The sequence below is a fragment of the Pseudomonas aestiva genome, from assembly GCF_039908605.1.
Taxonomy (GTDB): Bacteria; Pseudomonadota; Gammaproteobacteria; order Pseudomonadales; family Pseudomonadaceae; genus Chryseomonas; species Chryseomonas aestiva.
In genome coordinates this window covers 4675095-4694453 of sequence record NZ_CP150916.1, presented here as the reverse complement: position 1 = coordinate 4694453, position 19359 = coordinate 4675095, and the positions used below count along the sequence as shown (strand labels likewise).

Annotated in this window: 19 protein-coding genes; 5 read left to right on the top strand and 14 right to left on the bottom strand. The window is 67.0% G+C overall.

The features are described from left to right. The first annotated feature begins 42 nt into the window (after positions 1-42). Positions 43-1383, top strand: coding sequence for an IS4 family transposase (locus AABM56_RS21775; RefSeq protein WP_263259874.1), 1341 nt, complete (start codon positions 43-45; stop codon positions 1381-1383). A gap of 35 nt (positions 1384-1418) precedes the next feature. On the opposite strand, the gene AABM56_RS21770 is transcribed toward AABM56_RS21775, so the two are convergent. After that, positions 1419-3122: a penicillin-binding protein 2 gene (locus tag AABM56_RS21770; protein WP_133862054.1), complete on the bottom strand. Its 1704-nt coding sequence runs from the start codon at positions 3120-3122 to the stop codon at positions 1419-1421. Between the two features lie 129 nt (positions 3123-3251). Here AABM56_RS21770 and AABM56_RS21765 point away from each other — a divergent pair, with 129 nt between their 5' ends. Then, a complete protein-coding gene (locus AABM56_RS21765) occupies positions 3252-3566 on the top strand; it encodes a YkgJ family cysteine cluster protein (RefSeq protein ID WP_347883703.1) in 315 nt (104 codons plus the stop codon). A gap of 149 nt (positions 3567-3715) precedes the next feature. Here the strand turns inward: AABM56_RS21765 and AABM56_RS21760 are convergent, their stop codons facing one another. After that, on the bottom strand, positions 3716-4120 hold the full coding sequence (locus tag AABM56_RS21760) for a YkgJ family cysteine cluster protein (protein ID WP_093255091.1): 405 nt from the start codon (positions 4118-4120) through the stop codon (positions 3716-3718). 3 nt (positions 4121-4123) lie between these two features. After that, complete coding sequence (locus AABM56_RS21755; RefSeq protein WP_007159876.1) at positions 4124-4696, bottom strand: xanthine phosphoribosyltransferase; 573 nt, start codon at positions 4694-4696, stop codon at positions 4124-4126. A gap of 180 nt (positions 4697-4876) precedes the next feature. On the opposite strand from AABM56_RS21755, the gene AABM56_RS21750 reads away from it, so the two are divergent. Continuing rightward, positions 4877-6934 carry a methyl-accepting chemotaxis protein gene (locus tag AABM56_RS21750; RefSeq protein ID WP_347883702.1) on the top strand — a complete coding sequence of 686 codons (2058 nt, stop codon included), beginning with the start codon at positions 4877-4879 and terminating at the stop codon, positions 6932-6934. Positions 6935-6986: 52 nt separating this feature from the next. On the opposite strand, the gene AABM56_RS21745 is transcribed toward AABM56_RS21750, so the two are convergent. The 11 genes from AABM56_RS21745 to AABM56_RS21695 form a co-directional block, all read right to left on the bottom strand. Then, complete coding sequence (locus tag AABM56_RS21745) at positions 6987-7253, bottom strand: hypothetical protein (RefSeq protein ID WP_058791715.1); 267 nt, start codon at positions 7251-7253, stop codon at positions 6987-6989. An 89-nt stretch (positions 7254-7342) separates the two neighbouring features. Beyond that, entirely contained in the window at positions 7343-8449 is a 1107-nt protein-coding gene (locus AABM56_RS21740) for a hypothetical protein (RefSeq protein WP_347883701.1), read from the bottom strand. Between the two features lie 76 nt (positions 8450-8525). Further along, positions 8526-9197, bottom strand: coding sequence for a dethiobiotin synthase (gene bioD / locus AABM56_RS21735; RefSeq protein WP_208693527.1), 672 nt, complete (start codon positions 9195-9197; stop codon positions 8526-8528). Positions 9198-9202: 5 nt separating this feature from the next. Further along, positions 9203-10000 (bottom strand): malonyl-ACP O-methyltransferase BioC, encoded by a 798-nt coding sequence (gene bioC, locus AABM56_RS21730; RefSeq protein ID WP_133862049.1) that lies wholly within the window; start codon positions 9998-10000, stop codon positions 9203-9205. Beyond that, complete coding sequence (locus tag AABM56_RS21725) at positions 9981-10706, bottom strand: alpha/beta fold hydrolase (RefSeq protein ID WP_273862429.1); 726 nt, start codon at positions 10704-10706, stop codon at positions 9981-9983. Before AABM56_RS21725 ends, bioC begins: the two co-directional genes overlap by 20 nt. Before the next feature lie 7 nt (positions 10707-10713). Then, positions 10714-11889, bottom strand: a complete 1176-nt coding sequence (gene bioF, locus AABM56_RS21720; RefSeq protein WP_309737169.1) for an 8-amino-7-oxononanoate synthase — start codon at positions 11887-11889, stop codon at positions 10714-10716. Positions 11890-11971: 82 nt separating this feature from the next. Beyond that, entirely contained in the window at positions 11972-13021 is a 1050-nt protein-coding gene (gene bioB, locus AABM56_RS21715; RefSeq protein ID WP_133862046.1) for a biotin synthase BioB, read from the bottom strand. 278 nt (positions 13022-13299) lie between these two features. Next, positions 13300-14850, bottom strand: a complete 1551-nt coding sequence (locus tag AABM56_RS21710; protein ID WP_347883700.1) for a phospholipase D family protein — start codon at positions 14848-14850, stop codon at positions 13300-13302. Continuing rightward, a complete protein-coding gene (locus AABM56_RS21705; protein ID WP_347883699.1) occupies positions 14847-16127 on the bottom strand; it encodes an FAD-binding oxidoreductase in 1281 nt (426 codons plus the stop codon). The genes AABM56_RS21710 and AABM56_RS21705 overlap by 4 nt, the downstream gene beginning before the upstream one ends. A 34-nt stretch (positions 16128-16161) precedes the next feature. Next, positions 16162-16971, bottom strand: coding sequence for a class I SAM-dependent methyltransferase (locus AABM56_RS21700; protein ID WP_347883698.1), 810 nt, complete (start codon positions 16969-16971; stop codon positions 16162-16164). Between the two features lie 68 nt (positions 16972-17039). After that, positions 17040-17528 carry an Lrp/AsnC ligand binding domain-containing protein gene (locus AABM56_RS21695; RefSeq protein WP_007159864.1) on the bottom strand — a complete coding sequence of 163 codons (489 nt, stop codon included), beginning with the start codon at positions 17526-17528 and terminating at the stop codon, positions 17040-17042. Between the two features lie 157 nt (positions 17529-17685). Here AABM56_RS21695 and dadA point away from each other — a divergent pair, with 157 nt between their 5' ends. Both dadA and AABM56_RS21685 read left to right on the top strand, forming a co-directional pair. Continuing rightward, positions 17686-18984, top strand: coding sequence for a D-amino acid dehydrogenase (gene dadA / locus AABM56_RS21690; RefSeq protein ID WP_280308220.1), 1299 nt, complete (start codon positions 17686-17688; stop codon positions 18982-18984). After that, on the top strand, positions 18959-19312 hold the full coding sequence (locus AABM56_RS21685; protein WP_347883697.1) for a RidA family protein: 354 nt from the start codon (positions 18959-18961) through the stop codon (positions 19310-19312). Before dadA ends, AABM56_RS21685 begins: the two co-directional genes overlap by 26 nt. Positions 19313-19359: the final 47 nt, after the last annotated feature.

The following is a 19359-nucleotide window of genomic DNA, read 5'->3' as shown; positions in this document are numbered from 1 at the left end:
GCACAGAATCCGGTGCTTGATTCCTCAAGCACCGGATTTTTTATGCGTATTGCTCAAGCCTTGGAAATGACTCGCGAGCTCTCTTCGGCCACACAGACACTGGAGGCCCTGGGCGAACTGCTCGATCCTGAGCTGGTCAAGACCGCCCTGGAAACGGCCGGAGTCGCTACCCTACGCAAACGCAGGCTGCCGCTGGAATCCATGCTCTGGTGCGTCATCGGCCTGGCCCTGTTTCGTCGCCTGTCGGCCTGGGATGTGGTCAACCAACTGGACATCATGCTGCCCGGTCAGAAGCCATTGGTAGCGCCCAGCGCGGTGGTGCAAGGCCGTCAGCGATTGGGAAGCGACGCTGTACGGGAGGTGTTTCAACTGACCCAACAGCGCTGGCATGAGACGGCCGAACATCCAGGCTGGCAGGGGCTGCGCTTGCTCGGTGTGGACGGCGTGGTCTGGCGCGCTCCGGACACGCTCGAAAATCGCGAGCGCTACGGCTCGGCGATCAATCAGTACGGTGATGGAGGATTTCCCCAGATCCGCATGGTGTGCCAGATGGAACTGACCAGCCATTTGCTGGTAAGCAGCGCCTTCGACGCTTATGCCAGCAATGAAATGAAGCTGGCCGAGCAATTGATCGAGGGCACCCCCGACCATTCGCTGACGTTGTTCGACAAGGGCTTTTACTCTTTAGGTCTGCTACATCGCTGGCAGCGAACCGGTAACGAACGGCACTGGCTATTGCCACTGCGCAAAGACGCCCAATACGAGGTGATACGCTCACTGGGCAAGCAGGATGCGATTGTCAGCCTTCGAACTTCGCCGCAGGCCCGCCGACAATGGCCCGGCTTGCCGGACACCTTGCAGGCGCGACTGCTGAGCAAGACCGTCAAGGGCAAGCGGCGCCAGATCCTTACTTCCATGACGGACCCTGGGCGTTTCGTCTCCGATGAGATCGTCGATCTCTACAGCCACCGCTGGGAAATCGAGCTCGGCTATCGTGAGATCAAGCAGGGTCTACTCGATGGCCGTTACACGCTACGCAGCAAAACGCCCGACATGGTGGCGCAGGAGCTATGGGGGCTACTGCTGGGATACAACCTACTGCGTTATCAGATGGTACAGATGAGTCGCCAGTGCCCGGGAGTTCATCCCTGCGAGATGAGCTTCTCCGCCTGCAGCTGGGCCATCCTGAAATTCCTGCTGAGCCTTTCGCTGAATAGCCCTGGCAACATCCCACGTGATATGGCCGAACTGCACGCCTTGGCACCGCACTTCGTTCTACCGCATAGGCGCGATTACCGGGCCTATCCGAGAGTCATCAAGGCCAAGCCCTCGAAGTATCCGACCAGAAAAAAAATGCCAGTCAGCTTAACTGACCGGCATTAACCCTGGGGTCGCCCTTTTTTGTGGCCGTTCCCCGACTAGCCGTGGGGGTGCGGCTCGGACTTCGCCTGCTGGGCGGTATTGGTGTCGGGCAGGTTGTCCGGCGGCACGGCCAGGGCCCGCAGGGCGCCGGACATGATCTCGCTGAAGGTCGGCGCCGAAACCAGGCCGCCGAAGTAGCCTTCCTTGGTCGGGGTATCCAGCATCACCGCCAGCACCAGCTTGGGATCGGCCGCCGGTGCCATGCCGACGAACATCGAACGATAGGCATGCTCGGTGTAGCTGCCGGAGCCGGCCTTACGCGCGGTACCCGACTTGCCGGCCACGTGATAGCCGGGCACCCGGGCGCGGATCACGCCACCGTCGTCTTCCACCACGTGGTTGAGCATCATGCGGATGCGCCGGGCGATGGTCGGGTCCATGGCCTGGACGCTCTGCTGCTTCTGGTCCTTGAGCAGGGTCAGGGGCGTCAGCTGGCCGTCGTTGGCGATCACCGAATAGGCCTGGGCCAGTTCGGCGACGTTGACCGCCAGGCTGTAGCCAAAGGACATACTGGCCGTGGCGATCTGCGACCACTTGGTGTGGCCGGGCAGGTAGCCGGCGTTCTCGCCCGGGAAGCCCAGTGCCAGGGGGTTGCCGAAGCCGACCCGGCTGAGCTGTTCGTAGATGGGCAGCGGCCCGATCTGCAGGGCCACCTTGCTCATGCCGATGTTGGAGGAGTTGAGCAGCACGCCGGTCATGGTCAGTACGCCGCGCTTGGCCACGTCGTGGATGGTATGACCGTCGATGGTCATCCAGCCCGGCGCCACGTCCACGGTGCTGTTCTCGTTGAACTTGCCCGAGGCAAGGGCCACCGACATGCTGAACGGCTTGATCACCGAACCGGGCTCGAAGGCGTCGGTCAGGGTGCGGTTGCGCATGTTGGGGATCTGCAGGGTGGCGCGGTTGTTAGGGTTGTAGGAGGGGAAGTTGGTCATCGCCAGGATCTGGCCGGTCTTGGGATTGACCAGCACCGCCGACCCGGACTGGGCGCCGAACTTCTCCACCGCGGTCTGCAGGGCGCGATAGGCAATGAATTGCAGGCGTAGGTCGATGGACAGGGCGACGTCTTTGCTCGGTTGCGGCTGGCGCACTACGCGGATGTTCTTGACCACCGAGCCACGCGGATTGATCAGCACCTCGCGCACGCCGCCCTTGCCAGCCAGCCAGTCCTCGAAGCCGAGTTCCAGTCCCTCCTGGCCATGGCCGTCGATGTTGACCATGCCGATCACCTGGGCTACCAGGTCGGAGCTGGGGTAATAGCGCTTGTATTCCTTGATCTGGCGTACCCCGGGCACGCCAAGGGCCATGATGTTCTCGCCATCGATGGGCGACAGCGCCCGGGCCAGGTAGAGGAAGTGCTTTTCCGGATGGCCGAGGATCAGGTTGCGCAACTCGGCTTCGGGCTTGTGGATGGCCTGGGCCAGGCGACCCAACTGGTCGGCGCTGTCCTGCATCTCGGCTGGATTGCACCAGATGGTCACCACCTCGGTGGAAACCGCTAGAGGCGCACCGTTGCGGTCGGTGATCATGCCGCGGGTGACCGGAATGGGAATGTGGCGCACCGAGCGGCGGTCGCCCTGGTCGCCGAGGAAGGCGGCGTCGATCAGCTTGAGGTAGGTGATGCGGCCGGCGACCACGCAGGTCAGCAGGATCAGCACGGCGACCACGACATAGAAGCGATAGCGGGGTGCGGCCGTCATGGCGGCTCCTGCGCGAGAAGAGGGCTTGGGCATGGTCACAACTGGTTACAACCGTCAGGGACGCGCATGGTAACTGGTCCAGCCATCGGCCGGAAACCGCTGGGCGGTCAAGGGCGGTACACTGCGTACATGAGCGACATCCCCCTGCGCGACCTTTCCACCCCTATTGTGACCTGCGAGAGCTGTCAGGCCTGGTGCTGCCGCCAGGAAGTCCTGCTGTTCGACGATGTCGGCGTGCCTGCCCGCTACATCGAGGAGGACTGGACCGGCACCCGCATGAGGCGTCTCGACGACGGCTGGTGCGCGGCCCTGGATCGTGAGCAGATGAACTGCAGCATCTACGAGGTACGCCCCTGGGTCTGCCGGATCTTCGACATGGCCGGTCCGGAATGCCTGGAAGAACGGGCGGACATGAAAAGGGCGATGGAGAGCGGCGAATTCTAGCGTCGCCTTGGCCGTGATCAGGTGTGTACAGAGTGGATAACGGCGCCAGCCTTATCCACTTGGTATTGGCGAGCGGCCTGTGGAAAAAAACGTTGCGCGGTTTTCCACGCTACAGGGCTGATCGTGGGCCCATGGCCGCGATCAGAGCCTCAACGCAGCTTTTGCGGCTTGTAGGCGCAATAGTTCGGACGCGGACCGACCCTTGGGTGGTTGCGGCAGGTTTCCGGACGCTGGTCGTATATGGTGCACAGCCGCGTCTTGGGATGCAGATAGATGCAGTCGTTGTTGGACAACCGCACCAGGGTGAACAACCCGGTCTTGGCGTTGAGGCGTTCGACCACGCCGTCCTTCTTGAGCCGCTTGGCGATGTCCTTGAGCGGCTCGCCCTTCTCGAACTCATCCACCACGCCCATGCGGATCAGATCGGACAGGCGGGCTTCCACCGGCAGGGTGCAGCAGCTGGACACGCAGTCCAGGCACATGGCCTTGTCGTAACGGATCCAGGTTTCGGTGCGATCGAGATCGGCACCGAGAATGCGCAGTATCTGAGCCATGGCTTACTCGGCGAAGGTGACCTGACCATCGGCCAGGGAGGCGACACGGGCTAGGGATTCGACGCGATAGCCCTGGGCATCCAGTTCGGCGCGACCGACTTGGAAGGACTTCTCGATGACGATGCCCAGACCTACGACCTGGGCCCCGGCCTGACCGATGATGGAGATCAGCGCCTTGGCCGCCTTGCCGTTGGCGAGGAAGTCGTCGATGATCAGCACCCGATCGTCGGACGAAAGGTGCATGGTAGAGACGGCGATCGTACTTTCCGTCTGCTTGGTAAAGGAGTAGACGCTAGCCACCAGCAGGTTGTCGGTCAGGGTCAGTGACTGGTGCTTGCGGGCAAAGATCACCGGCACGCCCAGCTCCAGTCCGGTCAGCACCGCCGGGGCGATCCCCGAGGCTTCGATGGTCACGATCTTGGTGATGCCGGCGTCGGCGAAGCGGCGGGCGAACTCCTGACCGATGTCGCGCATCAGCGCCGGATCGATCTGGTGGTTGAGGAAGGCATCGACCTTGAGCACCTGCTCGGAGAGTACTTGGCCTTCGCTGCGAATCTTGGCTTTGAGGCGTTCCACGCGGACGGTCCTTTAACGGCAACGCCCGGGCCTGAGTACAGGACCGGGTCTGGGAATACGGGAGGGCGGCGATTGTGCCCTATCTTTCAAGAAAGTCGTTAGTTTGCCGACAAATCGTCTTATAGCTATCCGCAACGGATAGCGAACGCTTGCCGGTGGCTGGCACAGGAGTGGTCGAACATGGGTGTTTTGTTGTCACCGGGGATTCGCGTATTGAGCCAGTTCGGCTTTGCCCGCAAGTTCGCCCTGCTACTCGTGCTGTTCATCCTGCCCCTGGCGGTCAGTCTCTGGCTGCTGGGCGCCGATTTCCAGGCCAAGCTGGCCACCGTCAGTGGCGAGCACAGTGGTGTGCGGCTGCTGCAACGGCTCGACGCCGTGGAAGAAGAACTCACCCTCCGGCGCAACCTGACCGCGCGCTGGAAGGCGATCGACACCAGTCGCCAGGAGACGCCGGCCGTGCAGGCCGCCATCGCCGCCCTGGAGAGTCGCAACGATAGTCGTCGCGAGCGGCTCGCCCGGCTCGGACAGCAACTGGAGATCGAAGGGGCTGGCGCGGATGTGCAGGCCCGCTTCAAAACCCTACAGCAGGCGCTCGCCGGGCTCGAGGTCGCGGATCTGCGCGGCCTGGGCTGGTGGCCGGACGGCTACGACAGATTCACCGCCGCCCTAGGCGCCGTCCAGGCGCTGCGCGAGGAAATTGCCCTGGACAGTGGCCTCATCCTCGATCCCTGGCTGGAAACCTATCTGCTGATGCAGATCGGCACCGCCCAGTCGGTCGAGTTGTACGAACGCCTCGGCCGCCTGGCCAGCGTCGGCCAGGCCAGCGTGGTCTCCGGCCAGTTCAGCCTGCAGAGCCGCCTGCAGCTGCGCGACCTGCGCGCGCGTGTCGGTGACTCCAGCGAGAGCCTGGCCAAGGTCGCTGTCTTGCTCGGCAACAAGCTGCCCGCCGACATGGCCGGCTGGAAGGACGACTACCAGAAGGTCAGCAGCCAGCTGGACGCCAGTCTCAAGACCCTCGATCAGGGGGTGTTCGGCGGCGAGATCACGCTCAAGCCGGAGCAGTTCGAAGCCACCCTGGACGGGGTTCTGCAGGGTCTGCAGACCTTCCGCCAGCAGACCCTGAAGAACCTGGATCAACGGCTGCAATACTATGGCGCCGATGCCGTGCGCAGCTTTGGCGCCATCGCCGCCGGCTTCGGTCTGCTGCTGGTGGTGACCTGCTATCTGCTGCTGTGCATGCAGGCTGCCATTCGCGGCAGTGCGCGGCGCATCACCACCCTGGCCGAAGGCCTGCGCGATGGCGATCTGACCCGCTCGGCGCAGGTGAGTGGCGAGGACGAATTGGCCGAGATCGGGCGCGCCCTGGACCTGGCCGTGGTGCAGCTGCGCGGCAGCCTGCAGGCGGTCGAGCAGGAGAGTCGCCAGGTGGGCACGGCTTCCGGCGAACTGGGTCAACAGGCCGAGGCGGCGCTGGGCGCTGTCGAAGCCCAACGCCAGCAGATCACCCAGATCGCCACCGCGGCCACCGAACTGGCCGCCACCGCCCAAGGCGTGGCGCGGAGTTGCGAAGAGGCCGCCGGCCGCGCCGAGCAGATGCGCGGCATCGCTGAGGCCAGCCAGAGCGACAGTCGCCAGACCACGGCCAACATTCAGCGCCTCAACCAGCGCCTGGACGAGACGGCTGGGGCCATGGCCCAGGTCAATGCCCAGGCCGGGCAGATCCAGCAGGTGGTGGACGTCATCCGCGGCATCGCCGAACAGACCAACCTGCTGGCGCTCAACGCCGCCATCGAGGCGGCCCGGGCGGGTGATCAGGGAAGGGGTTTTGCAGTGGTCGCCGACGAGGTGCGTTCGCTGTCGCAGCGTACCCAGGCCTCCACGGCGCAGATCGCCGGGACCGTCGGCAGCCTGAGCGGCACCGTGGCCCAGGCCGTGTCCCTGATGCAGGATGCCTGTGGCCAGGCCGCCAGCGACGCCCAGTCGATCACCGGGCTGGGACGGCGACTGGAAGAGATCGCCGAGTCGGTACAGGGCGTCTCCGACACCCTGGTGCAGATAGCCACCGCCGCCGAGCAGCAGGCGGTCACCGCCGATCAGGTCAGTGGCAACATCCAGCAGGTCGATGGGGCCGCGGCCGATCTGCTCGGCAACGCGCGCACGGTGCAGAGTACGGCGGTGGGTCTGGAGGCGGGCAGTCGCACCCTGACAGCCAACACCACCCGTTTCCGCCTGGGCTAGAGCGCAGAAGGGGCGCCTCTCAGGGCGCCCCTTCCACTCACGGAATGGCTGATCAGGCGCGGGTATCGAGCAGCCGGCCCAGGGTTTCCTGCGAGGCCTGCATGACCTTGGTACCGGCCAGCGCCTGGTACTTGCCGACATCCAGATTGACCAGTTCGCTGGCCAGATCGGCCTGGCTGTTGGTGGTCGCGCCCAGGGCTTGCTGCTCGTTGCGCGCCGTCTGGGAGGCGAGGGCGGCACCGGCCTTTTCGACCGTACGGCTACCGTTCTGGTAGGCCTGCACCCCGGCATAGAGCGAATTGCTTGATGTCACGTTCATGGACAGGGTCCTCGACGGTGATGTCAAAGGGCTATTGAAGCAGCTTTGACGCCAAAGAACCAGCAGTCCGTGTCGCCGCCTGTGTCCGGCTATTGCCGGATGGTCGCCCGGTTGCCCTGGCCGCTCTGGCGCAGATCGAGGCCGTTGCCTGGGCTTGCCTGACTGATCGAGGCGTACTGGCCAGCGCCCTGCTGGCTGGCGCTGACCCGGGCATCGCTGGCCAGCCCCGCCTGCAGGAGATGGCCGTCGCCCACCTGCTCGACGCCGAGTTCGACGTTGTCGCCGACCCAGACCGCACTGATCTCGTTGTCGTTGCCATGGGCAGCCAGGGTCAGGTGGGAATCGTTACCGCCGATCAGGACGCCGGCGCTGTTGCGCTGGCCCTGCTGTTGCAGTTCGAGGCGATTGCCATTGCCGGTCACGCTCGCCTGGACCGCGTTGTCGTCGCCCAGCTGGCGCACGCTGACGCTCTGGGGGCGATCGGCGCGGCTGTTCTGCTGCACCGCCGCGCTGTTGCGCTGGCCGATCTGGACCAGCTCCGCGTCCTGCTGTCGCGTGCTCTGGCGAATCGTCGCCCGGTTGTCGTCACCCCGCTGCTCGACCACCGCCCGATTGGCACCGCCGCCCTGCAGCAGCTCGACCTCGTTGCGCGCGCCCAGGCTCAGTACGTCCTGGACATGATCGTCGCCCACCTGCCTGAGTCGCGCGGCGCTGTCGCGACCATCCTGGAACAGATTCAGTTCGTTGCGCTCGCCCTGTTGCTCGATGCGCAGCCGCTGATCGTCACCGCCCTGGCGTACCAGGGCTTCGTCGAGCAGGCCGCGCTGGACGATGTCCACCGTGTTGCGCTGGCCATGGCCCTGATAGACATAGGCGTGGCTCTGGCTGGCCTCGCGCTGGTCGATGAGGACCTCGCGCGCACCTCCGGCCGCCTGGGTGACATTGGTGAAGTTGCCGACGCCGCCCTGCTCGACGCGGGTACGGTCGCCCTGGGAGGCGCTCTGGGTGAGATAGGCCTGGCTGGCACGACCGCTCTGGCTGACCTCCAGGGTGCCCTGGCGGGTATCGGGTTCCTGGCTCAGGAAGGCGCCGAGGCGCTCGCCGCGCTGCTCCACGAGGGTCTGGTTGTCCAGCGCCCAGGCATGGCTGGTCAGGCCGAGCAGGCCCAGGCAGGTCAGGAATTTGAAGGTAGGCACTGGGGCGATCCGGCAGCGGTAGACAGGGCAGTCTGCCGCCGGCCTGGCCCTGCGGCCATCGCCCGAAAGACTGATATCAGCCCGGCAGGCGCAGGTGCGCGGCGACTGCGGCAGGGGTGGCCGCGGCCAGGTGCGGCACCGTGCCCAGGCAGGGCGCCGGCAGGCGTTCGTGCAGGGTGGCGAGGTTGTCGTCCAGACGCAGGGTGGCCGGGGCCACCAGATTGGCCACCCAGCCGGCCAGTGGCAGGCCGTCGGCGAGGATGGCCTCGGCGCTGAGCAGGGCGTGGTTGATGCAGCCCAGGCGTACTCCCACCACCAGGATCACCGGCAGACCCAGCTCGCGGGCCAGATCGGACAGGGACTCGCGGCCGGCCAGGGGCACGCGCCAGCCACCGGCGCCTTCCACCAGGCTGAAATCGGCCTGCAGCGCCAGTATCCGCCGCACCGGTGCAGCCAGGGCGGCGACGCTGAGGTCGATGCCGGCTTCGCGAGCCGCCAGGTGCGGGGCGATGGCGGGTTCCAGGGCGATGGGATTGATGTCGCTGTAGCCGAGCGGCAGCGAGGTCTCGCCGAGCAGCGCCAGGGCGTCGCCGTTGCGCAGGCCCTCGGCGGTGCGTTCGCACCCGGAGGCCACCGGCTTGACCCCTGCGGTGGCGAGGCCCTGCAGCCGGGCTCGGTGCAGCAGCCCGGCGGCGATGGTGGTCTTGCCGATCTCGGTGTCGGTACCGGTGACGAAATAGGCGGGCATGGCGGTCATTCCTTGCGCAGCAGGACGTGGATTACCTGGTAGGTGGCGGGCAGCCCGGCGGGCTCGCGCAGGCCCTCGTAGGCCTGGGTGAAGGCGGCCAGGCGCTGGCGCCCGGTGAGGCCCTGGGGGCGCCCCTGGTTGAGGTTGTGGGCGCCAATGGCCTTGAGGTGCTGGGTCAGGGCGCGCAGATCGGGGAAGTGCAGCCGCTCGGGTACGACCTCCAGCGTCAGCACCTGCAGGCCACTGGCCTGGGCGGCTGCGGCATAGGCCGCCTGCTGACGGAAGCGATTGACGTGCACCTGGTCGTCCACCTGGGCCCAGCTCTGGCGCAGTTCGTCGAGAGTGCCGGCGACCAGGCTGCTGAAGGCCAGCACACCGCCTGGCCGCAGGATGCGGCGCGCCTCGGCGAGCACGGCGGCCAGGTCCGGGCACCACTGCAGGGCCAGACTGGAGAGGACGAGATCGCAGCAGGCGTCGCGCAGCGGCAGGCGCTCGGCGTCGGCGGTGAGGTAGTGCCGGGCGCCGGCGCCCTGGGCACGGGCATGGCGGAGCATGCCGGGCGCCAGGTCCAGGGCCAGGCCTTCGGCCTGCGGATGGCGCTGGGCCAGGACGCGGCTGCAATAGCCGGTGCCACTGCCCAGATCCAGCCAGCGTTGCGGATGCAGAACGGGTAGCCGGGCGAGCAGGCCGTCGGCGACCCGGCGTTGCAGCAGGGCGGCGCCGTCGTACTGCGCGGCGGCGCGGGAAAAGGACAGCGCCACCTGGCGCTTGTCGGGCAATACGTCAGCCATCGCGTCCTGCATAGATGAATTCACGGATACGGGTGGCCACCTCGTCCGGGCGTTCCAGGGGCAGGCCATGGCTGGCGTGCTCCAGGACCTCGACCTGGGCGTTGGGCAGCTCGTCGCGCAGGGCCTGGGCAGCCGTCGCCGGGACCAGGGCGTCATGGGCGCCGAACAGGTGCAGCTGGGGACCGCTGAAGGCCTGCAGGGCGGCGCGGGTGTCCAGGCGCGCGAGCAGCTCCAGACCGGCGATGACCACCTCGGGGTCGATCTCGGGCAGGGTCACCTGCAACTGGCGGGCAAGGGTGCGGCTGTCGCGCGCGCCCTGGGCCACCAGCAGGGTGAAACGCCTGAGGGTCTGGTCGGCGTCCAGCGAGCAGGCCTCGAAGAAATCGGTGAAGACGCTGCGCGCCATGGCGGTCTGCCAGCCGGCGCGGGCGACGAAGCAGGGATTGCTGGCCAGGGTGATGAGGCCGTGCACGCCCTGGGGGCGGCGCAGGGTGAATTCGCTGGCGAGCATGCCGCCCAGCGACCAGCCGGCCAGCCAGCCGCCCTCGGCGATGCGGGCTTCCAGGTCGGTGAACCAGGCCTGGGTGTCGGTCAGGGTCGGCAGCGGTTCGATCAGCACGTCGAGAAAGGGTGCCTGCTCGACGAGTTCGTCACGCAGGGGCTCCAGCGGAGCGTTGCCCAGGCCCCAGCCGGGCAGCAAGATCAGGGTATCGCGCATGGGTCGGTCACTTATCCGCGTCAGGCGGTAATTCGGCCATGGCCTGGGCCAGAGCGTCGAGCAAGAGGTCCACGTGCGCTTCGCGATGGGCCGCCGTCAGGGTTACCCGCAGGCGGGCACTGCCGGCCGGTACGGTGGGCGGTCGGATGGCGGTGACCAGGATCCCGCGTCGGCGCAGGGCGGCGGAGAGTGCGAGGGCGCGCGCGCTGTCGCCGACCAGGATGGGCTGGATCGGCGTGGCGCTGAGCATAAGGTCCAGGCCGAGAGCCGTCGCGCCCCTGCGGAATCTCTGGATCAAAGTGTGCAGAAGCTCACGGCGCCAGCCTTCCTCACGGACGAGCTGCAGGGCGGCGAGGGTGGCGCAGGCTACCGCCGGCGGCTGGCTGGTGGTGTAGATGTAGGGCCGAGCGAACTGGATCAGGGTCTCGATCAGCGCTTCGTTGCCGGCGACAAAGGCCCCGGCGGTGCCGCAGGCCTTGCCCAGCGTGCCGACCAGCACCGGGACCTGACTCTGGTCCAGGCCGAAATGCTCGACGATGCCGCCACCGCTGGCGCCCAGGGTGCCGATGCCGTGGGCATCGTCCACCAGGGTCCAGGCGCCGTGACGCTGGGCGACCTGGCAGAGTTCGGGCAGGGCGGCCAGATCGCCATCCATGCTGAAGACCCCGTCGGTGACCACCAGGGTGTCGCCTTCGGCCTTGGCCAGGCGCGTGGCCAGGCTAGCGGGATCGTTGTGCAGATAGCGGCCGAATCGCGCGCCGCTGAGCAGGCCGGCATCGAGCAGGGAGGCGTGGTTGAGGCGGTCCTCCAGCACCGTGTCGCCACGCCCGACCAGGGCGGTGACCGCCGCCAGGTTGGCCATGTAGCCGGTGGAGAACAGCAGGGCGCGCGGCCGCCCGGTGAGTTCGGCCAGGGCCTCTTCGACCTGGTGGTGCGGACCGCTGTGGCCGATCACCAGGTGCGAGGCGCCACCCCCCACCCCCCAGCGCTCGGCGCCCGCGCGCAGGGCGGCGATCACCTGGGGGTGATTGGCCAGGCCCAGGTAGTCATTGCTGCAGAAGGCCAGCAGGTGTTCGCCATCCACCACCACCTCGGGGCCCTGGGGCGCTTCCAGCAGCGGGCGGCGCCGATAGAGGTGCTCGGCGTGACGCTGGGCCAGGCGGGCGGCGAGGTCGAAGGCCATGGGGTTCTCGATCAGGTGGCAAGGCCCCTCACCCCAGCCCTCTCCCAGGGGGAGAGGGGGAAGAGCAGGAGGGAGCGCGGGGTCAGGCAGTGGCGGCGTCGTAGAAGAGTTCGCCGTTGCGCTGTTCCACCAGGGCCTGCTCGATGGCGGCCTGGTGCACCTCGTCGGCGTGCTCTTCGCGGGCTTCGGGCTGGATGCCGAGGCGGGCGAACAGCTGCATGTCCTTGTCGGCCTGGGGGTTGCCGGTGGTCAGCAGCTTTTCGCCATAGAAGATGGAGTTGGCGCCGGCCAGGAAGGCCAGGGACTGCATCTGCTCGTTCATCTGCTCGCGACCGGCGGACAGGCGCACATGGGACTTGGGCATGAGGATGCGTGCCACCGCCAGGGTGCGGATGAAGTCGAAGGGATCGACGTCCTTCTCGTCGGCCAGCGGGGTGCCCTGGACCTTGACCAGCATGTTGATCGGCACCGACTCGGGATGCTCGGGCAGGTTGGCCAGCTGGATCAGCAGGCCGGCGCGGTCGTCCACCGACTCGCCCATGCCGAGGATGCCGCCGGAGCAGATCTTCATCCCGGCTTCGCGGACGTAGGCCAGGGTCTGCAGGCGCTCGCCGTAGGTGCGGGTGGTGATGATGCTGCCGTAGAACTCCGGCGAGGTGTCCAAGTTGTGGTTGTAGTAGTCCAGGCCGGCGTCGGCCAGGGCGCGGGTCTGCTCCTGGTCCAGGCGGCCGAGGGTCATGCAGGTCTCCAGGCCCAGCGCCTTGACGCCTTGCACCATCTGCAGGACATAGGGCATGTCCTTGGCGGACGGGTGTTTCCAGGCAGCGCCCATGCAGAAGCGGGTCGAGCCGATGGCCTTGGCCTCGGCGGCCGCCTCCAGCACCTTCTGCACCTCCATCAGCTTTTCCTTTTCCAGGCCGGTGTTGTAGTGGCCGGACTGGGGGCAGTACTTGCAGTCTTCCGGGCAGGCGCCGGTCTTGATCGACAGCAGGGTGGAGACCTGCACGCGATTGGGATCGAAGTGCTGGCGATGCACGCCCTGGGCCTGGAACAGCAGGTCGTTGAAGGGCTGCTGGAACAGGGCGCGGACTTCGGCGAGAGTCCAGTCGTGACGCAGGGCGGTAGCGCTCATGGGAGATCCTCGATGCAGGGGGCGGCCAGGTGCCGGAGCGGGGCCGATGAATGCGGTCGACCTTAGCCGAAGTCCGGGTTGACTACTGCTCATAAAATGAGCAATTGCCGGATTTTTTGCAGGGAGATTGATGGAGTCGTAGGTTGGATTGAGCGCTAGTGGAGCCCAACAGGGCTGGCACGGTGCTGGTTGTTGGGCTTCGACGGCGGAGCCGTCTCAACCCAACCTACGCGCTAACCCCCTCTTCCTTTGGGCGAAGGTTGGGGTGAGGGCGAAGCCTAGAGCATCCGCTCCAGCCCCACCGCCTTGACCACCCAGGCGTTGAAGCGCCGCCAGGCGCTGCCCGGTTCGTGGTGCAGCACCCGGGGCTGGCCGTCGCGCTCGCTGACCCACTCCAGCCGCACCTGTCCGCGATCCTCGACGCGCTTGACCGCATAGGAGACGCTCGGGTCCATGCCCTGCAGCATCAGCTGGCGCAGGCGACCGGTAAGGGCCGGGCTGTCCACCAGGATGCCGACCTCGGTGTTCCACAGCACCGAGCGCGGATCGAAATTGAAGGAGCCGATGAAGGACCAGCGCCCGTCGATGGCCATGGCCTTGCTGTGCAGACTGGATTCGGATTCGCCAAAGCTGTAGGGCAGGGCGGAGCGTTTCTGGTCCGGGCGGGCGCGCAACTCATAGAGCCTGACTCCCTGGGCCAGCAGGGCCGCGCGATAGGGCGCATAGCCGGCGTGCACGGCGGGTACGTCGGTGGCTTCCAGGGCGTTGGTCAGCACCCGGACATCGACGCCGCGGGCGGCCAGGCCACCCAGGTAGGCGACCCCCTGATTCATCGGCACGAAGTAGGAAGAGACCAGTAGCAGTTCGTGCTGGGCGCCGTCCAGGGTCGGTTGCAGCTGATGGGTGAGCAGCAGCTGCCAGTCCGGTTCGTCCTCGGCCAGCACCTTGCGCGGCGCATCCCAGAATGCCTGGGCATGGGCCCAGGTCAGCTCCTGCAGCCAGCCATCGAGCTGGGGCGCGGTGGCGTAGCGCCGCAGACGGTTGTACAGCGCCAGGTCGCGGGTGCGTTCGCTGTCGAGGTAGTGATGCAGCCGTGCGCGCAGCCGCACCAGCGCGGTGGGCGAGGGGGCGAACCAGCGCAGCCGCCGGGCCGGCTGGCTCAGCGGACTGTTCCAGTACTGGTCGAAGCTGGTGCCCAGCTGGCGTGCCACCGGACCGGCGGCGAGCAGGTCGAGATCGGTGAAGTTCATCTCCGGGCGGGCATCGAAGTACTCGTCGCCCAGGTTGCGGCCGCCGACGATGGCCACGCTGTCGTCGGCCAGCCACAGTTTGTTGTGCATGCGGCGGTGCTGGTGGTTGAGATCCACCAGGCGGCCCAGGGCCCGGGTCGGACCGGTGCTGCGGCCCAGGTGCAGCGGATTGAAGACGCGGATCTGCACATTGGGATGGGCCGCCAGCACGGCGATCTGGTAGTCGTTGCCGTCGCTGCTGGTGTCGTCGATGAGAAAGCGGATGCGCACGCCGCGATCCGCCGCCTTGAGCAGTTCGTTGACCAGCAGCCGCGTGGTCAGGCCGTCGTGGACGATGTAGTACTGGATGTCCAGGCTGCGCTGAGCCTTGCGGATCAGCTCGGCGCGAGCGGTGAAGGCGTCGGTGCTGGTTTCCAGCAGACGCAGACCCGACAGGCCCGGATGGGTGGCGCCGGCCATGCGCACCTGGCTGTCCAGGGCGGTGCCGGCGACCGGCAGGACCTGAGAGGCGTGGCGCGGAATCGGCGTGGCGCAGCCGGCCAGCAGCGCCAGCAGCAGGGGCACGACCAGGCGGATCACAGGCTGTCCTTGAGGCGATACCAGAGCATGCCCAGGGCCAGCAGCGGCGACCTCAGGTGGCGACCGCCGGGAAAGCGCGCATGGGGCACCCGGGCGAACAGGTCGAAACCGGCCGACTGGGCGAGGATCGCCTCGGCCAGCAGGTGACCGGCCAGGTGGGTAGCGTTGACCCCATGACCGGCATAGGCCTGGGCATGGAAGACATTGGGGTGCTCGCGCAGCCGGCCGATCTGCGGCAGGCGATTGGCGCCGATGCCGATCATGCCGCCCCAGGCGTAGTCCACCCGCACGTCCGCGAGTTCGGGGAAGACCTCCAGCATCTTCGGCCGCATGTAGCCGGCGATGTCCCTGGGATCGCGTCCGGAATAGTGGCAGGCGCCGCCGAACAGCAGGCGGCGATCGGCGGAAAGGCGGAAGTAGTCCACCGCCACGTTCTGGTCGCAGACCGCGCGATTGCCTGGCAGCAGGCGCGCGGCGCGTTCGGCGGACAGCGGCTCGGTGGCGATCACATAGCTGCCGGCCGGCAGGACCTGGGCGGCGAGATCGGGTTGCAGGTCGTCGATATAGGCGTTGCAGCAGAGCACCAGGGTATCGGCCGAGACCCGGCCGCGGGCGGTGTGGACGCGCACCCGGGGGCCGTATTCCAGGCGGGTGACCTGGCTGTCTTCGTGCAGTTGCACGCCCAGCGCCCGGGCCGCGGCAGCTTCGCCGAGAGCCAGATTGAGCGGATGCAGGTGGCCGGAGCCCTCGTCCACCAGGGCGCCCTGGTAGCGGTCGGAGCCGACCACCTCGGCCAGCCGGGCCTTGGGCACCAGGCGCAGCGGATGGGGATAGCCCAGGGCCCGCAGCGCGGCATGCTCTTCCTGCAGGTGCTGCCAGTGGCGCGGCTTGTTGGCCAGGTCGGCGAAGCCCCAGGTGAGAGCGCAGTCGATGCCATGGCGGGCGATGCGCTGACGCACCAGGTCCACCGCCTCGAAGCCCAGGCGCTTGAGTTCGCGCACCCCCTCGGTGCCGATGACCGGTTCGAATTGCTCGACGTCATGGCCGACGCCGCGGATCAGTTGGCCGCCGTTGCGGCCGCTGGCGCCCCAGCCGATGCGGCGGGCTTCCAGCAGCACCACCCGGGCGCCGCGCTCGGCCAGTTCCAGGGCGGTATTGAGCCCGGAAAAGCCACCGCCGACCACGCAGACATCCGTTTGGACCTCGCCCTCCAGGGGCGGAAAGTCCAGTTCCAGATTGGCGGTGGCGGCGTAGTAGGAAGGCGCGTGGGGCTGCATGGCGACGTCTGGCTGACCTGGCGAAGGCGCAATCCTAAGCCGCGGGGCGCCCGGCTACCAAGGTGAAACTCATCGGCAACTGGGCGTCCTGGTCTTGATAGAGGTCGTAGTCGACCTCGCGATTGGAGTGTGGATGCTCTTCCAGCCGTTGCAACCTCAGGCCGGCATCCAGGCAGGCGGTGACGATGGCGCCCAGGGTGTGGATGTGCCAGTAGCTCGGCGCGCCCTGGCCGTGATCCACGCCGTCGTAGGCGATGAGGTGGTCGCTCACCAGCGGCTCGCGGCGGAAGTAGCTGTAGCGCGGCACCAGCGGCTGGTCCGCCTGGGGCTCGAAGACTTCCAGGAAGGGATGGGTCTCGTAGATCACCAGGCGCCCACCCGGGGCCAGCAGGCCTTGCACCGCGGCGAAGAAGGCCGGCAGGTCCGGCATCCAGTTCAATACGCCAATGGTGATCAGCACCAGGTCGTGCTGGCCGAGCCCGGCGGGCAGGGCATAGATGTCGGCCGCCACCAGTCGCGGCGCCAGGCCCGCCGCCGCGGCCAGCTGCTCGCCCTGGGCGAGAAAGGCCGGCGACTGGTCTATGCCCAGCGCGGGACGGCCGCCAAGGCTGGCCAGGGAGAGCAATTCGCGGGCGTTGTTGCAGCCGACCTGGGCGCAACTCAGGCCGCGGATGTCTAGTGCGGTGAGGGTGGCGGTCAGGCAGGCGTCGAGGACCGAAAAGCCAGGTTGCCGTGCCTGTTCCAGCAGGCGCTGCCAGTCCTCGCCCTGGGCATGGAGCGGCGCCGACAGCTCCCAGGCCTGGCGATTGGCGGCGGTGATAAGTTGGCGTTGGCGGGGATCCATGGCGTGGCCTGCTTGGCGATCTGACGAAAGACCGCAGCCTAGACGGTGATCCCCGGGGTTGCCAGCCGTTAGTCCGGCACCGGCAGACTCAGGGTCTCCTTGATCTCTTCCATCACGATGTAGCTCTTGGATTCGCGCACATGGGGCAGCTTGAGCAGGATGTCGCCGAGCAGCTTGCGATAGGAGGCCATCTCGGAGATGCGCGCCTTGACCAGGTAGTCGAATTCGCCGGAGACCAGATGGCATTCCAGCACCTGGGGCAGCTTGAGCACGGCGCGGCGGAATTCCTCGAAGGTGTCGCCGGACTTGTAGTCCAGGCTCAGTTCGACGAATACCAGCAGCCCGGCCTTGAGGTGCTGCGGATTGAGGCGGGCGTTGTAGCCCTGGATGATGCCCTCGCGCTCCAGCCGGCGGACGCGCTCGGTGCAGGGCGTGGTGGACAGCCCCACCCGCTCGCCCAGCTCGGTGAAGGAGATGCGGCCATCGTCCTGGAGGATGCGCAGGATATTGCGGTCGATCTTGTCCAGCTCGCGTCTGGCCTGGTGATGGGTACGCATCGCGGGGGTCTCTGCCAAAGGGGTCTTTACCGGAAAATTACTCCGAATATAGGCAATTCTTCAGTGATTAGCACTGCGACCGGCTTTCTATACTTGCCGTATCTGCCTTCATTCCGACGAAAGCCGGCGAAATTCTCTCGCCGGCCAGGAGCTAGCGATGCGTGTACTGGTTTTGGGTAGCGGCGTCATCGGCACGACCAGCGCCTACTATCTGGCCCGTCAGGGTTTCGAGGTGGTCGTGGTTGATCGCCAGGCCGGTCCCGCCCTGGAGACCAGCCATGCCAACGCCGGTCAGGTCTCGCCTGGCTATGCCTCGCCCTGGGCCGCACCCGGCGTACCGCTCAAGGCGCTGAAGTGGCTGTTCCAGAAGCACGCGCCCCTGGCCATCCGCCTGACCGGCGACAGCAGCCAGTACCTGTGGATGGCGCAGATGCTGCGCAACTGCACCGCGGCCCGCTATGCGGTCAACAAGGAACGCATGGTGCGGCTGTCCGAATACAGCCGCGACTGCCTCGACGAGTTGCGCCAGGACACCGGCATTGCCTACGAAGGCCGCCAGCTGGGCACCACCCAGATCTTCCGCACCCAGCAGCAGGTGGAGGCCGCGGCCAAGGACATCGCCGTGCTGGAGCGCTCCGGCGTGCCCTTCGAGCTGCTCGACCGCGACGGCGTGGCCCGGGTCGAACCGGCGCTGGCGGCGGTCAAGCACAAGCTGGCCGGCGGCCTGCGCCTGCCCAACGACCAGACCGGCGACTGCTTCCTGTTCACCAATCGCCTGGCCGAGGAGGCCCGCCGCCTGGGCGTGGAATTCCGCTTCGGCGCCGAGATCCAGCAACTCAGCGCCAGTGGCGATCGCATCGACGGCGTCAGGGTCGATGGCGAACTGCTCACCGCCGATCACTATGTCCTGGCCCTGGGCAGCTATTCGCCACAGCTGCTGGCGCCCCTGGGCATCCGCGCGCCGGTCTATCCGCTCAAGGGCTATTCGCTGACGGTGCCCATCGTCGATGCCGCCATGGCGCCGACCTCGACCATCCTCGACGAGACCTACAAGGTCGCCATCACCCGCTTCGACGATCGCATCCGCGTCGGCGGCATGGCCGAGATCTGCGGCTTCGACCTGAACCTGGATCCACGCCGCCGCGCGACCCTGGAAATGATCACCGGCGACCTCTATCCTCGCGGCGGCGACCTCGCCCGGGCCAGCTTCTGGACCGGTCTGCGACCCGCCACCCCGGACGGGACCCCCATCGTCGGCGCCACCCGCTATCGCAACCTGTTCCTCAATACCGGGCACGGGACGCTGGGCTGGACCATGGCCTGCGGCTCCGGTCGCCTGCTGGCCGATCTGATCGCCCGCAAGCAGCCGCAGATCAGCGCCGAGGGTCTCGACATCTCCCGTTATTCCGCTACCCAGGAGTCCCCGCGCAATGCCCGTACAGCGTCTGCACACTGATCGCCGCCTCAGCGAAATCAATATCCACAACGGCACCGTCTACCTGGCCGGCCAGCTGGCCGACGACTTTTCCGGCGACATCTACCAGCAGACCCGCGAGACCCTGGCCAACATCGACAAATTCCTCGCCGAGGCCGGCAGCGACAAGCAGCACATCCTGGTGGTGACCATCTTCCTGCGCGACATCGCCCTGCACTTCGAGGGCATGAATCGCGCCTGGGACGAATGGGCCGCCCAGGGCGCCACCCCGGGTCGCACCACCGTCGAAGCCAAGCTGGCCAAGCCGGACATCCTGGTGGAAATGAACGTCATCGCCGCCGTCAAGTAAGGCCTGGGCCTGCTTCCCCCTCTCCCTCTGGGAGAGGGCCGGGGTGA